General features: G+C 48.1%; 10 protein-coding genes, 1 other RNA gene and 2 pseudogenes. 5 read left to right on the forward strand and 8 right to left on the reverse strand.

The features are described from left to right. Window positions 1–3: 3 nt before the first annotated feature. The 6 genes and pseudogenes from DWX62_RS02885 to DWX62_RS02910 form a co-directional block, all read right to left on the reverse strand. Window positions 4–2742 (reverse strand): TonB-dependent receptor, encoded by a 2739-nt coding sequence (locus tag DWX62_RS02885; protein ID WP_120172571.1) that lies wholly within the window; start codon window positions 2740–2742, stop codon window positions 4–6. 1 nt (window position 2743) lies between these two features. Next, entirely contained in the window at window positions 2744–3427 is a 684-nt protein-coding gene (locus DWX62_RS02890) for a hypothetical protein (RefSeq protein WP_005832827.1), read from the reverse strand. 240 nt (window positions 3428–3667) lie between these two features. Further along, window positions 3668–4042: a YccF domain-containing protein gene (locus DWX62_RS02895; RefSeq protein WP_005832831.1), complete on the reverse strand. Its 375-nt coding sequence runs from the start codon at window positions 4040–4042 to the stop codon at window positions 3668–3670. 37 nt (window positions 4043–4079) lie between these two features. Next, entirely contained in the window at window positions 4080–5186 is a 1107-nt protein-coding gene (gene dinB / locus DWX62_RS02900; RefSeq protein ID WP_009038099.1) for a DNA polymerase IV, read from the reverse strand. 31 nt (window positions 5187–5217) lie between these two features. Continuing rightward, a pseudogene (locus DWX62_RS02905) lies at window positions 5218–5505 on the reverse strand (2-aminoethylphosphonate--pyruvate aminotransferase); the annotation flags it as partial. Window positions 5506–5600: 95 nt separating this feature from the next. Beyond that, window positions 5601–5675 (reverse strand): annotated as a pseudogene (locus DWX62_RS02910) (2-aminoethylphosphonate:pyruvate aminotransferase); the annotation flags it as partial. Between the two features lie 87 nt (window positions 5676–5762). Here DWX62_RS02910 and DWX62_RS02915 point away from each other — a divergent pair. The 4 genes from DWX62_RS02915 (at window position 5763) to DWX62_RS02930 (ending at window position 10734) form a co-directional block, all read left to right on the forward strand. Further along, window positions 5763–7703, forward strand: a complete 1941-nt coding sequence (locus tag DWX62_RS02915) for a heavy metal translocating P-type ATPase (RefSeq protein ID WP_120172572.1) — start codon at window positions 5763–5765, stop codon at window positions 7701–7703. 5 nt (window positions 7704–7708) lie between these two features. Continuing rightward, window positions 7709–8143, forward strand: a complete 435-nt coding sequence (locus tag DWX62_RS02920) for a transcriptional repressor (RefSeq protein WP_005831909.1) — start codon at window positions 7709–7711, stop codon at window positions 8141–8143. 71 nt (window positions 8144–8214) lie between these two features. Beyond that, the gene (locus DWX62_RS02925) at window positions 8215–9855 is read left to right on the forward strand and encodes a sigma-70 family RNA polymerase sigma factor (RefSeq protein WP_117680901.1); all 1641 of its coding nucleotides are present in this window, start codon (window positions 8215–8217) and stop codon (window positions 9853–9855) included. A gap of 81 nt (window positions 9856–9936) precedes the next feature. Beyond that, on the forward strand, window positions 9937–10734 hold the full coding sequence (locus DWX62_RS02930) for a class I SAM-dependent methyltransferase (RefSeq protein WP_057255848.1): 798 nt from the start codon (window positions 9937–9939) through the stop codon (window positions 10732–10734). Window positions 10735–10933: 199 nt separating this feature from the next. Here DWX62_RS02930 and DWX62_RS02935 read toward each other — a convergent pair whose 3' ends face one another. Next, window positions 10934–11419 (reverse strand): helix-turn-helix transcriptional regulator, encoded by a 486-nt coding sequence (locus DWX62_RS02935; RefSeq protein WP_005831917.1) that lies wholly within the window; start codon window positions 11417–11419, stop codon window positions 10934–10936. Window positions 11420–11624: 205 nt separating this feature from the next. After that, window positions 11625–12023: a transfer-messenger RNA gene (gene ssrA, locus DWX62_RS02940) on the reverse strand. An 820-nt stretch (window positions 12024–12843) separates the two neighbouring features. Between ssrA and DWX62_RS02945 the strand changes: the two genes are divergently transcribed. After that, window positions 12844–15672, forward strand: a complete 2829-nt coding sequence (locus DWX62_RS02945) for a beta-glucosidase (protein WP_120172573.1) — start codon at window positions 12844–12846, stop codon at window positions 15670–15672. Window positions 15673–15674: the final 2 nt, after the last annotated feature.

Below are 15674 nucleotides of genomic sequence, written 5' to 3' on the forward strand. Positions count from 1 at the left end.
CTTTCAGAATTTAATATTATAAGTAACAAAAGGAATGGGAGCACCGAATATGGACATCTTGTATCCTTGAATCCTACCCTCCTCGGACACAAAATAGACAGAGTACACATTCTTCCTTCCGGTCAGGTTATAGATACCGAAAGAAAGGGAACTGTGGGTCAACAATGTCAGGTGGTGACTGGGTTCAATATTGAACGACAAATCCATACGGAAATAGTCGGGAACACGATAACTGTTACGGTCGGTATAGTAAACCTGCATTTTCTTCAAACCCTGGTCGTAGTATTGCCCGGCAGGAATTGTGGTGGGACGGCCCGTACTGTAATCCATATTGAAAGACATGCTGTAACGGCGGGTAAACTTGTAATTGCCTACAAACTTGAAGTCATGCGGCTTGTCATACTCGGTCGGATACCATTCTCCACCATTGATGGGACGGGCTATGCGCGGATCATTCTGACGCAAGAAAGTGCGCGAATAAGTATAGCTCATCCACCCGTTCAGTTTTCCAGCCGGTTTTTTCACCTGGAATTCCACGCCGTAAGCATATCCCTCCGTATTGATGACATCCGTCTCCAGATGGTGGTTCATCAGGATTTGGGCGGAACTGCGATAATCCAGATAATCAATCAGCTTTTTGTAATATCCTTCTACAGATAATTCCAGAAGTTGCCCCGGCGTATTATAGTAGGCGCCTGCCGCCACCTGCCAGCCACGTTGAGGCTTGATATTGGGGTCGCTCAGCTTCCAGGTATCTGTAGGAGACATAACGGCAGTATTCGATACCTTATGGATATACTGCCTCATCGTATTGAAACCGGCCTTTACGGAAAAATCATCTGTAAAGGCATAACGTGCCGACACTCTGAATTCCGGTCCGTGATAGGTCTTGATGACCTTTCCATTCCCCGCCGTGATAGAATCCGCCACCGAAGACATGGAGGGCAGTATACCTTCCTGATATGTATAGTAAGTGCGCGGTCCCAAAGCATTGAGCATGGAATAGCGTATACCCGCATTGATGGAGAGCCTGGAAGTTATATCCCATTCATCCCCTATATAAACGGCACTTTCCAGTGCTTTATCCTTTTGCAGTTCATCATATCTTACCAGCGAATTAGGCCCCACCGGCTCGTAGGTCCCGGAATTCACATTATACAGCTGGCTCATCAAACCGAAGTTCACCGCATGGCTATTGCCGGCTTGATAAAGAAAGTCCGCTTTTCCAAACCATTGGTTAATGGCAAAAGACAGCCGTGCGGCAGACGCTTCCTCCACCGTTTCATCATTTCGGTAATCGTAGTGGTCATAACCGAAAGAGAAGTTTCCGGTCAGCTTTTCTGCAAAGACGGTCCTCCAGTTTGCCGAGAAATTCATATTGTTGTAGGCATACTTCTCATTGTCATTAAAGGCAAAACGGTCGTGACTATAATAGCCATAGACATTCAGCTTGTTGCGCTCGTTCAGCGTATGCGAGAAGACAGTCCCCAAATCATAGAAACCGGCTTTCCCATCACGATACCCGCTTTTGTTGGGCAATGTCTTCATTATCCAGTCCGAATAGGTCGTACGTCCACTCAGCAGAAGGGAAGTCTTTTCCTTAATGATGGGAATCTCGAGATTCAACTTACTGGTCACAAGCCCGATACCTGCAGAACCAGTAAACTTTTCCTTGTTCGCCTCCTTGCTGGTGATGTTCAGTACGGAAGCGATACGCCCGCCATACTGGCTGGGGATACTGCTCTTATAAAGTTCCGCATCCTTTATCATGTCCGAATTAAAAGCCGTGAAAAAACCGAAAAGATGATTGGGGTTATAAATCGTTCCGTTATTGAAAAGAAGCAGGTTCTGGTCAGCGGCACTCCCACGCACATTGTAACCGCTTGATGCCTCCCCCACTGTCTTGATGCCGGGAAGTGTCTGTATCATCTTCAGCACATCCACCTCACCCATAGCCGTAGGAATGTTTTTCAGCAGGGCAGGCTGCAGCTTCTCCATTCCCAACTGCACACTTTTCACGTTCTGTATACGCCCCGAAACAATAAGCACCTCATCCAACATATGGTCTTCCTCTTCCAACTCGATATGGACAATGCCTTCACCATAAAGCATAAATTGCCGATGGGTCACTTTGATATTCATCCCACTGATTTCAAGAATATTATAGCCTGCAGGCAGGTCAATGGTAAATTCCCCCTGACGGTTGGTCGTCGTAGCTACCCACGGCTCTCGATGAATGATGTTGATACCATCCAGATTCTGGCCGGTCTTAAAGTCAGAAACTCTTCCGGTCAAAGTTATCATATCTCCGGGGGCAGGCTTGTACTTGTTTCCTATCTCATAGACCTTGTTTTCTGAAGAAGACTTCACAATAGGAATGTATGAAGGCAATAGTTCCTCATCCGTCTCCAACTTTTCCCCCATCAATACCGGTGGCAGCGAGGTGGTCAGAAAAACCTCCGGCAAGACAAATATTCTGTCACCATAAACCGTCACCTTATAGATAGTAGCTGCCAAAGCCTCTCTCAAGTACTCGGCAGTGGGGTTCTTCACCTCTGCCCGCTTCACTTTAAAAGGAACCGTTATCGTTGTATAAATACGGCAAGACGTGCCCTTTTCTACTGCATCCATCAATTCGAATATGGAAATGCTGTCCATAGCCATCTGTTGCTGTGCAAACATGCCGAAAGGCGACAATAGGAGGAAAAAGGCTACTGTATATTTAAGATTATGTGCTTTCATATTATTTTCCATGAATTAAGGAATCAATATATTCCGTTAACCGGGTCATTGCCCGGACACCGCCATCTTCCTTGAAGTCCAGCCGCTCTTTCCGGCAATAAGCCTTCAACTGCTTCTTGTATGTAGGAAAAAGTTTCAAGAAACCCGAACGGGAAGTTATCACATAATCGGTTCCGCCACTGCGAAGACTGAAATAGCTCTTTTTCTTGAACCGGCTGTAATAAAGATCGTTTTTCTTCACCTGAGACTCCATTGTGGATACGATATACTGTGTCAGGCACATTTGCGGACTATCATATAGCAACGCAGCGAAACAGTCACCCTGCGGTACAAACTTCTGTCCTTCTATGACAAAATAATCCACTTTCCGCATATCTACCTGCAAGGTTATCCGTTTCTCCGGAGTAACCACAATCAGACTCTTTTTATAGGTATCATAACGGAGCTGCAAATCCGAGTAAAGCCATCTGCCATAACAGACAGCCCCCTCGCGAAATTCATCCGTATTCCAATAGGGATGGTTAAGATACTTCTGCTGGTTATAATTTTCCTCTGCCTTACCGGAGTAAAGAGCAGCATAATCTCCTGCCGCTTTTCTGAATTCATCAAAAACGGCTTGTTGTGCACAAACCAAAGATGGAAAACATAGGACGCATAGTAGCGTGTAAAGGTGTGTTTTTCGCATATATGTGAAGTGTTATAGGTGAGGATAATCACAAATATAACATTTCACTTTTAAAAATAAAATTATTATTATATATAATTCAAATAAAAACAAAAAATAGAACCATAATCGGATGCTAAACACAAAGCTAAACATTTAGCATGCAAGCAGAAGCACATTACAATAAGATTAAAGCGCCATTCATCCTCTACCATCAATTATACTTACATATATTTATAAAAAACGATACAGCACAATCGCTCAAGCCGCAACAATATCCTTCCCGAAAGGAGTCAATGCCAGCCCTGCCAGCTTAAAGTGTTGGATACCGAAAGGAATGCCTATAATGGTGATGCACAGCAATAACCCGAATCCCAAGTGCGAAAGGCAAATCCAAATGCCGCCCAAGAATATCCAAAGAATATTCATCAGCACATAGAGGCAACCGTTGGAACGTTCCCCGCTACGAACCTCTTTGCCGAAAGGCCACAAGGCAAGGCTTGCCATTTTCAAGGTCTGCATGCCAAAAGGGATGCCAATAATGGTGAACATCATCAATAAACTTGCAATAAGATACTCCACAGCAGTGATGATACCTCCAAACATCAACCACAAAATATTCATAAAACAGCCCATAGCTTTCCTTTTTTTAATACTGAACACAAATATAGCATTATTTATTTGAATGTTCCGTCTCCCAGTCACTAAATTCAAAACTCAGCTGTTCCCAGACTCCTTTCTCCTCCCCCTCTTCACGGGGGTTGGAAACGGAAAGCCCAATCAAACGGATAGGATGATGTTCATAATCCACTTCCTGCAGCAATTGCTTTGCCAAAGGCAGAATCACGTCAAGGGCAACCAGCTCCTTTGTTTGGGTCATACTGCGGGTAATCTGGCTAAAATCATGAAACTTGATTTTCAGCGTCAGCGTATTCCCGCGGAAATTGGCGTGCTCCAGTCGCCCCACCAGCTCCACTGCCGCATGGTACAGCTCTATAATGACGGATGAACGCTTGCTGATGTCCTTCTCCAACGTATGTTCGCAACCCACAGACTTGCGGATGCGGACAGCCTCTACCGGACGGGTATCGATGCCACGGGCAAAATCATAATAGACTGTCCCCACTTTGCCAAATTCGCGGGTCAGCATCTCCAAAGACTGCATGCGCAGCTGTTCCCCGTTGTGAATCCCCAAGGTGTGCATCTTCTTCGCCGTTACCGGTCCCACTCCCCAGAAACTTTCAATGGGCAGCCGGGCAACAAAGTCCAGTGCCTGGGCAGGATGTATGGTGCAAAGCCCATCCGGCTTGCGGTAGTCCGAGGCTATCTTGGCAAGAAACTTATTATAGGATATGCCGGCGGAAGCCACCAGATTCAACCTCTCCCGCACCTTCCGCTTTATCTCCTTCGCGATGTCTACAGCCAATGGAATGCCCGGTTTATTCTCCGTCACATCCAAAAAAGCCTCGTCCAGCGAAATGGGCTCGATGACATCCGTATATTCATGAAAGATTTCGTGTATCTGGCGGGAAACGGATTTGTAGACTTCCATCCGTCCCGGGATAAAGATAAGTTGGGGGCACAGCTGCTTTGCCTTCAGTGACGACATGGCAGAACGCACCCCGAAACGCCGTGCCTCGTAACTGGCTGCCGCCACCACTCCCCGTTCCTCCGCATGGCCCACGGCAATGGGCTTGCCCCGCAATGCAGGATTATCACGCTGTTCTACGGAGGCGTAGAATGCGTCCATATCGATGTGTATAATTTTTCGTCCAGTCATTCTTCTTTCAACTCCCCGATACAAAGATACACTAATTTTTCTTCATCCGAAGTATCCGCCGATAGACATAAATGAAGGCTGGTATTAAAAAGGCATCTGCAAAAATCCATGCAGTAGGGTCACCAAAACAAACAGCCAGACAACCGAAGGCTGGAACAGCCAGTAGGCTGACCAGTATCCGGGCAATCATCTCCAAGACACCGGAAAGCATGGCAAGATTGGTATATCCCACCCCCTGGATAGTGTATCGCAGGATGCAGAGCAGTCTCCAAACCGGGAAAAAAGAAACGGAAATGTATAGGAACAACTCCGTATTCTTCCATTTCTCTGGATGTTGCCATAAATCTAATACCTCCGAAATTGGGTGTAAAAATAGGGAAAGATAGCGTTTAACTCGCGAATTACCTCTATCAGCTACCGGAAATCTTCGGGATGAACATCTCCGATATTGCCGATACGGAAAGTGTCGGCTTGCGAAATCTTTCCCGGACATTCCGGAAATTTTCACTTTGCAACCAAGTTGCATCTCCTTTCCGCTACCTTTGCTGCAGAAAATAGAAAATAAGAGGAAACAATATGAGTTGCAAATGCTGCTGCACACACGGACATACAGCGATACAAGAAAAAAGAAACAGTCTGCTGAAAGATTATTGGAGAATCATCCTCTCCACCCTATTACTTTTCGGAAGTCTCATCCTGAATGCTACTGACGCCACCTTCTTCAAGGGAGAGTATGTACCTTTTATATGGTACTTGCTTGCCTATCTCCCCGTAGGCCTCCCGGTGATGAGGGAAGCCTGGGAAAGCATCCTGCAAAAGAACGTGTTCAGCGAATTCACCCTTATGTCCATCGCCACCCTCGGCGCCTTCTATATAGGCGAATATCCCGAAGGCGTTGCCGTCATGCTCTTCTACTCCTTGGGAGAGCTCTTTCAGGACAAAGCCGTAGACAAAGCCAAGCGTAACATCAGCGCCCTGCTCGACGTACGTCCCGAAACGGCAACGGTCATCAGAAACGGCAGTACGCTTGTCGAAGCTCCCCAACGTGTGCAGGTAGGCGAAACCATCGAAGTAAAAGCCGGAGAGCGCGTCCCCCTGGACGGAACGATGCTGGACGAAGTTGCCGCCTTCAACACCTCTGCACTGACGGGAGAAAGTGTTCCCCGCAACATCCGCCAGGGCGGGGAAGTGCTTGCCGGAATGATTGCGACCGACAAAGTCGTACGCATCCAAGTCACCAAACCCTTCGAGAAAAGTGCTCTTTCCCGTATATTGGAACTGGTGCAGAATGCCTCCGAGCGCAAAGCGCCGGCAGAACTTTTCATCCGTAAGTTTGCCCGTATCTATACGCCCGCCGTCACCGGACTGGCGGCATTGATTGTACTGCTCCCCTTCCTCTATTCGCTGGCAGATGCACAATTCTCGTTCATCTTCAATGACTGGCTATACAGGGCATTGGTCTTTCTGGTTATCTCCTGCCCGTGCGCCCTCGTCGTAAGCATTCCGTTAGGCTACTTCGGAGGAATCGGCGCCGCCTCCCGCCTGGGTGTCCTCTTCAAAGGTGGCAACTACCTCGATGCCATCACCCAAGTCAACACGGTGGTATTCGACAAGACGGGTACGCTGACCAAAGGCACCTTCGATGTACAATCCTGCCAGGCACAACCGGGAGTTACGGAAGAGAAGTTGATACAGCTTGCCGCCTCGGCAGAGCGAAACAGTACGCACCCCATAGCCAAAGCCATCATAAGCTATGCCAAACAAAGAGATATAGAGCTGATTGCCACAACGGACGTTACGGAGATTGCCGGCCACGGACTGCAAGCCACTATGGATGGAACGCGTGTCCTGGTGGGGAACACCCGCCTGCTGACTAAGTTCGGGATAGAATATCCCGATGAATTGTCATCAATTGTCGATACGATTGTGGCCTGCGCCATCGGAACAAAATATGCCGGTTATCTGTTGCTATCAGACACATTAAAGGAAGATGCCGTCAACGCCGTCAAAGAATTAAAAGCTTTAAATATCAATAATATTCAGATATTATCGGGAGACAAACAAGCCATTGTTACTAACTTTGCAGAAAAGCTAGGCATCACCCAGGCATACGGAAACCTGCTGCCGGACGGAAAGGTGAAGCACATCGAGGCACTCCGCAGCAACCCTGCCAACCGAATAGCCTTTGTGGGCGACGGCATCAATGATGCCCCGGTTCTTGCCCTTAGCCATGTGGGCATCGCCATGGGCGGACTTGGCAGCGATGCCGCCATCGAAACCGCCGATGTAGTGATACAGACAGACCAGCCTTCGAGAGTGGCCACCGCCATTCATGCGGGCAGGCAAACCCGCCGGATTGTCTGGCAGAACATCTCGCTGGCTTTCGGAGTGAAGCTGCTTGTCCTCATCCTCGGTGCCGGTGGAATCGCCACACTTTGGGAAGCTGTCTTTGCCGACGTAGGCGTCGCCCTCATTGCGATAGTGAACGCCATACGCATACAGAAACTTATTAAATAGAAAAAATGGAAGAAAAGAAATATTTGGACCTATTGGCCAAAAGGGACATACAGCCCACTGCCATCCGCATCCTGGTATTGCGCACCATGATGCAGGCAGGCCGTTCCGTCTCATTGCTCGACCTTGAAACCATGCTGGATACGGTGGACAAATCCACCATCTTCCGTACCCTTACCCTATTCCTCTCCCATCATCTGATACACAGTATAGATGACGGGACGGGTTCCTTCAAGTATGCCGTGTGCAGCGACAGTTGCTCTTGCGACGTAAGCGACCTGCACACCCATTTCCATTGCGAGAAATGCAACAAAACCTTCTGCTTCACCAACATTCCCACTCCGGTGGTGAAGCTGCCTCAAGGATTTACACTGAACAGCATCAACTATGTACTGAAAGGCATTTGTCCGGACTGTGCAGCAGAAGTCAACCGGGAGGCTTAGTTAAAAAATAAAAATCCATGCAGTCATTCATGTTCTTCTCTATCCTTAAGAAATAACATTGAGACAAACACATGGATACAAAAGCTCTTGTCACTTTATGCCAGAAGGGAAACGGGCAGGCCTTGAGCCTGCTCTACGAAAACTATTCAGAGAAAATGCTGAAAGTATGCCTACGCTATATTCCCGACCCAACGATAGCCCAAGATCTTCTTCACGACGGTTTTGTCATCATATTCACTTCCATTCATTCGCTGCGCAACCCGGAGAAACTGGAATACTGGATGAAAAAGATTATGAGAAACCTGGCACTGCAATACCTCAACCATGCCAATGCCAACCCCACCATCCCATTGACAGATATTCCGGAAGAGGAAGAGCCTGCTGAAAATCCTTTTTGTCCGGATTTCATTTCGTACGATAAGATGCTGGATATAGTGGAGAGCCTTCCGGAAGGCTACTGCAAGGTATTTAAACTGGCAGTACTGGAAGGATTGTCCCACAAAGAAATCGGAGATTTACTGGGTATAGCGCCACACTCCTCTTCCTCCCAATTGTTCCGGGCGAAAATTTTACTTAAAAAGATGCTGGCAGGATACCGTGTATTCATTGTTTTGACAGTATTGCTTCTCTTTCCAACGCTGTATGACTATCTGTACAGAGAGAAAAAGAGTATCAGGGAAAACCGTTTGTCCAAAGTTTCTTCCAGGCAAGCCGGGAGTACGCAACAAACAAAGAAAACCGATACTCCCCGAACCGACGAACAATGCTATACCAAAGAAAATCTGAACAAAAGGGAACGAATCATCCCTCCCGTTCCAGTTTCCACAGAATGGCCCCTTGCCATACCCACAATGAAAGATAGTATCCACAAATATCCCATACCTTCTCCATTCACCGGACAGACCATCACCAACCGACAGATGGCTTTCGTCTTCTCCCCTTCCCTGATGCCGCCAACCCGCAAGAAGAAATCCGGAAAATGGAAGTTGATGCTGGCAGGTTCACTCGGACCGCAACTGGCACAGAACTTATATAAGCTGATTGCCACTCCACATACCGACGGCATTTCAAGTGACTTCCCTCAACAAGTCAGCACGTGGGAAGAGTATTATTCTTATCTGCACACCCGCTATCAGCAGGGTACTCTGGGAAAAGATTCCATCGGACTCATGCAGATTGCCCAGAATAACAGCGGCAGGATTGTTGAGAACCAGCAACATCATGCCCCCATCGTCGTGGGACTCTCTCTCAGCAAGAAATTGAATGAGCGTTGGAGTCTGGAAACCGGATTGCAATATACGCTTCTCAGGTCGGAGTTCACTACCGGCGAAGCATTCCGCATTCAAGACAACCAGAAGCTACATTATATCGGCATCCCTCTCCGGCTTTCCTACCGTTTCTGGCATTACAAACGTTTCTCCGGTTATGCCACGGCAGGCATGCAGGTGGATATCCCCATAAAAGGGACACTCCAAAGCTTCCACGTCACAGACAGTATTCCACACAAGCTCGGCAGTCATCCGGTAAGTGCTCCCTGGCAGTGGTCGGTCAACACAAGTATAGGCATACAATATCACCTCACACCCCAGGCAGGCATCTATCTGGAGCCGACTGTAAACTATTACATCCCCGACGGCAGCCAACTGCGCACCATCCGAAAGGAACATCCGTTCACATTCACCCTCCCGGTAGGCCTCCGCATTTCCTGGTAAAAAAACGATGTGCCACGCAGTCTTTTACCCGACTGATTATCTATTTATATGGATAATCAAACTCAAGAAGGAACAAAGAACATGCAGAAACGACATACCGACCGGGAAAGCTACTTTGGTGAACAGTCACAGACCAGCAAGAACTATTATATCCCCTACATAAAGGAAGTCATCGGACACATCCCCGATAAAGTGCTGGAAGTGGGCTGTGGAGAGGGAGGCAATCTGCTCCCCTTTGCCGAAGCCGGTTGCCGGGTGATGGGCGTAGACATTGATGCCACGCGAATAGAACAAGCCAGAACCTTCTTCGCCCAAAGGCATCAGCAGGGACAGTTCATTGCCACCGACATTTTCCAGCTTAAGGACAAGGCTACGAATTTTCCCCTAATTCTTCTACACGATGTGATAGAGCATATCAGAGACAAAGAACGGTTCCTCTCCGGCCTACAAAAACATTTGTCTGCCGATGGAGCTATATTTGTAGGGTTTCCCGCCTGGCAAATGCCATTCGGAGGCCACCAGCAGATAGCACACAGCCGCATTGTTTCACACTTCCCTTTTCTCCACCTCCTTCCCCGCACTTTATACAAATGGATATTAAGACTATGCGGCGAGCAGGAACACGCAATTACGGAGCTACTGGATATAAAGAGCACCGGATGCACCATAGAACTGTTCAATCGTATCGCCCGGCAAGCCAACTATCAAATCATTGACCGGAGACTGTACCTTATAAACCCACATTATAAAATCAAATTCGGCTTGTCCCCACGAAGGCTCAACGGAGTTATTGCTGCTATCCCGTACATAAGAAACTTCTTTTGTACAAGTTGCTTTTACATATTAAAGAAAGGGACTAAAACTGTTAATCACTACTGATTTCCCAGCTTTAGAATTGATTCCGAACCATCAATTTAAGATTATATATTCAGAAGAAACCATTAAATTTCTGAATAGCCCTGATGAAAGAGGGTGTGTAGAAACCCTCATAAACTAAAAAATCACCCTCGCTGCAGATGGTTGTAGCGAAGGTGATTTCAATAAAAGGGGAACTTGCACTTCCTCCCTTTTAATGTTTTTACATCGTTACTTGGTTCATTACAGCCTCGTCAGGTGTCGTTCCTATTTCATCGGCAAATAATATGTGGGTGATAGACCCTCTCGGGGTCGGAGTTTCGATTTTAATTCTTTGACCTTGGTACATCTCCGGAATATCCACCAGCTTACATCTATGGGCTTCGTTATTGCCAAAACTGACATAATAATCTTCCCCTATTACCAGCTTTACAGGTTTACGTTGAGAGAAATGAGTCGGACAAACAGAGCTATCCACTTTTATATCTATCACAAAACCAAGAGCGGATGTTACCTTAGATAGTATATCAATGCTCACATTATAAGCCCCTTTCTCTATCTTGGCTATATTAACACGATTAACGCCACAAAGATTAGCCAATTCCTCTTGGGTCATATTTCTCTTCTTGCGAAGAATGGCTAACCGGTTACCAATCCGTTCACGTTCTTTCAAAATCTTCTCTGTACATTTTCCTTCGTGAATTTTCATAAATCTGTTGCAGAATTTAAAGTGTTGCCCCCACTTCTAATAGTTATTGGTTTTTGAACAGACAAAAGTAGATATTAATTTTGAATTGTAGCACATTTACTACAACTGTTTTCTAAATGAATATAAAAGGTAGGGGGAGTAGAAGAAAAGAAAAAGCCCCTGAATTACTGGAATTCAAGGACTTACAAACTTCTTTTTACTATTTCCGTGGAGCTGGAGGGAATCGAACCCTCGTCCAAACGAGGAAATCATAAGCTTTCTACATGCTTATCTTTGCCTAAATTTTCGTGCAGCGGCAGAACCAAAGCCATCAACCGTTGCCTTATCCTCTAAATTTTCACCCGCGCCACGAGGCTGACACGAACTATCCCCGATTTGACTGCACCACTTTATCGGAATGCTTCGGAGCAACAGCTTCCGAGTGATGTCACGTCCCAGCACCTGGTGCCGGGATTAAGCTTCAATCTACTATACTTCGATTAAGCAGCGAGAGCGTAACGAGTTTCGCCAGATAAAATTTTGAGGACTGAGATTAAAGTGCAAATCAACGACGCACTGCATGCTTACTTACCATTTCTGCCCGCTGTCAAATCCAGTCAACCCCATGACTTTGTAACGGTCTGAAATTTAAAAGATTGCGTAACTCATTGCTAAGTAGGGAGGGTGAAAAAGGGATAAATGCTACTTTATTTTTCATCCTCTACCGCTTTCTTTGGCCCAAAGATACATATTCTTTTATTAGCAATCACCATATATTTACAAATATTAGCTAATACTGACTTTTCGTGATAAAAACAATAATCTTCCATACATAGAATATGTGCACCCCATTGTCATCAATGTTCAAACAGCTACCAAAGCCAGTATCCGTTGACGGAATTACCCCCTGCAAGAGGGAATATCTATCTTCTGTAATGGATATTTGCACAAAAGAGATGGGAAGTTAACGGAAAAAGTCTCTGAAGTTAACTGAAAAACCGGAAAGAATTAAGGAAGCAATCTATCCCAAACTTTGGTTTTTCCATACCCAACCTTGGGATGTCTAAACCAAGGTTGGGTTTAGACATCCCAAGGTTGAAAAGAAAGTTCTTCCGTACAAGCAACAATTCCGCCAACAGATTCCTATTATATAAATACACCCTCGTTTAACAGATGTAGCCGTAATACTTGTATACACCGCGATTGCATCTACTTTTCAGGTTATTATAGTGTTCTCTCTTTCTTTTTAAAAGTGAATGATATGTTTCGTCTAATAATGATTTGAATTCCCCGGTAGCGTCTTGGAGGATATTTTTAGTAAGAGGAAGACCCTTCGGACAATAAAAGCCGATACTTCGGACTATTTTATCCCTTTATTTCACACATTAGCCGTATTTTTGTCAACAAAAGAAACAATAATAACCAAGAGATTTTTAGAACATATCATGAAGAACCTTATTGCCCTAACCCTGCTGCTTGGAGGAAGCACACTGCTCTGCGCACAAAAGCCTGCCAAAACACCGGCAACCTACAAGCCGGTGAAAAGTGAAATGTACCGCAAAGGTTGGATAGACTTCAACAAAAACGGAGTGAAAGACGTGTACGAAGACCCCTCCGCCCCGCTCGAAGCACGCATCGAAAACCTGCTGCAACAGATGACGCTGGACGAAAAGACCTGCCAAATGGTCACCCTCTACGGCTACAAACGCGTACTGAAAGACGACCTCCCCACCCCCGAATGGAAAGAGCTGCTCTGGAAAGACGGTATCGGCGCCATCGACGAACACCTGAACGGCTTCCAGCAATGGGGGCTGCCTCCCTCGGACAATGCCTACGTCTGGCCCGCCTCGCGCCACGCCTGGGCACTGAACGAGGTGCAACGGTTCTTTGTGGAAGATACCCGTCTCGGCATCCCCGTAGACTTTACCAACGAAGGCATACGCGGCGTGGAAAGCTACCGCGCCACCAACTTCCCCACCCAACTGGGACTGGGACATACCTGGAACCGTGAACTGATTCGCCAAGTAGGACTCATCACCGGACGCGAAGCCCGCATGCTGGGCTACACCAACGTCTACGCCCCCATCCTCGACGTAGGACGCGACCAGCGCTGGGGACGCTACGAAGAAGTTTACGGCGAATCTCCCTACCTCGTAGCCGAACTGGGCATCGAAATGGTGCGCGGCTTGCAGCACAACCACCAAGTGGCCGCCACCGGCAAGCACTTTGCCGCTTACAGTAACAACAAAGGCGCCCGCGAAGGCATGGCACGCGTGGACCCGCAAATGTCGCCGCGCGAAGTGGAGAACATACACATCTACCCCTTCAAACGCGTCATCCGGGAAGCTGGCATGCTGGGCGTAATGAGTTCGTACAACGATTACGACGGCATCCCCGTGCAGGGCAGCTACTACTGGCTCACCACCCGCCTGCGTGGCGAAATGGGATTCCGTGGCTACGTCGTATCCGACAGTGACGCCGTAGAATACCTCTACACCAAGCACGGCACCGCCAAAGACATGAAAGAAGCCGTCCGCCAAAGCGTGGAAGCCGGGCTGAACGTACGCTGTACCTTCCGCTCGCCCGACTCCTTCGTCCTTCCCCTCCGCGAACTAGTGAAGGAAGGCGGACTGAGCGAAGAAGTCATTAACGACCGTGTGCGCGACATCCTCCGGGTAAAGTTCCTCATCGGTCTGTTCGATGCCCCCTACCAGACAGACCTTGCCGGTGCCGACCGTGAAGTGGAAAAAGAAGAGAACGAAGCCATCGCCTTGCAGGCATCCCACGAGTCCGTCGTTCTGCTGAAGAATGCCGATGAGCTGTTGCCCTTAGACATCAACTCCACCAAGAAGATTGCCGTCTGTGGTCCCAATGCCAATGAAGAAGGCTACGCGCTGACCCATTACGGCCCACTTGCCGTAGAAGTGACCACTGTGCTGGAAGGCATTCAAGAAAAGACAAAAGGCAAGGCAGAGGTGCTCTACACCAAAGGCTGCGACCTAGTGGATGCCCACTGGCCCGAAAGTGAAATCATAGACTATCCTCTGACCGACGACGAGCAAGCCGAGATAGACAAAGCCGTAGAAAATGCCCGCCAAGCTGATGTTGCCGTCGTAGTATTGGGCGGCGGACAACGCACCTGCGGCGAAAACAAATCGCGCACCAGCCTCGACCTGCCCGGCCGGCAGTTGCAACTGCTTCAAGCCATACAAGCCACGGGCAAGCCCGTCGTACTGATACTCATCAACGGACGCCCGCTCTCCATCAACTGGGCAGACAAGTTCGTCCCCGCTATCCTCGAAGCCTGGTATCCCGGCTCCAAAGGCGGAACAGCCCTGGCCGACATCCTCTTCGGCGACTACAACCCCGGTGGAAAGCTGACGGTGACCTTCCCCAAGACCGTAGGGCAAATCCCCTTCAACTTCCCCTGCAAACCTTCTTCACAGATAGACGGCGGTAAGAATCCGGGACCTACGGGCAACATGTCACGCATCAACGGAGCACTCTACCCCTTCGGTTACGGCTTGAGCTACACCACCTTCGAGTACTCCGACCTCGACATCACCCCCCGAGTCATCACCCCGAACGAGTCTGCCACCGTCCGCCTGAAGGTGACCAACACCGGCAAACGTGCCGGAGATGAAGTAGTGCAGCTCTATATCCGCGACGTACTGAGCAGCATCACCACCTACGAAAAGAATCTTGCAGGCTTCCAGCGCATCCACCTCGAACCGGGCGAAGCCCAGGAGCTGTCCTTCACCATCGACCGCAAGCACCTGGAGCTTCTGGACGCCGACATGAAATGGGTGGTGGAACCCGGCGACTTCGTGCTCATGGCCGGCGCCTCTTCCGAAGACATCCGCCTGAACGGAACGCTGACCGTAGAAGACTACCAGACCCGTGCCAAAGCCATTGAAGCCCAAAAACCAGCAAAGCGTGTGAGTGCCAGCACCAACCCAGAGGATGCCGAAAACGTGCTCGACGAAAAAATCAATACCGCATGGCAAGGAAATAAGGGAGATTATATTACCTTTGCCTTGAAGAACGGAGCCAAGGTAGATAAAGTTGCCATTGCCTTTACACGTGACAACAACCTGCCGGCAACCTTCGAAATCCAGCTCTCGGGCGGTGGCGGACAGTTCCTCACCGTATATTCGGGCACCGTCAGCGAATACGGCAAACTGATTTCCTATCCGTTCAAAGGCACTACCGCCAGCGACCTCCGCATCGTGCTGAACGATGACCGCGTCAGTATTGCCGAAGTTAAATTTTAATG

This window comes from Bacteroides sp. AF20-13LB (assembly GCF_003603065.1).
Lineage (GTDB): Bacteria > Bacteroidota > Bacteroidia > Bacteroidales > Bacteroidaceae > Bacteroides > Bacteroides uniformis.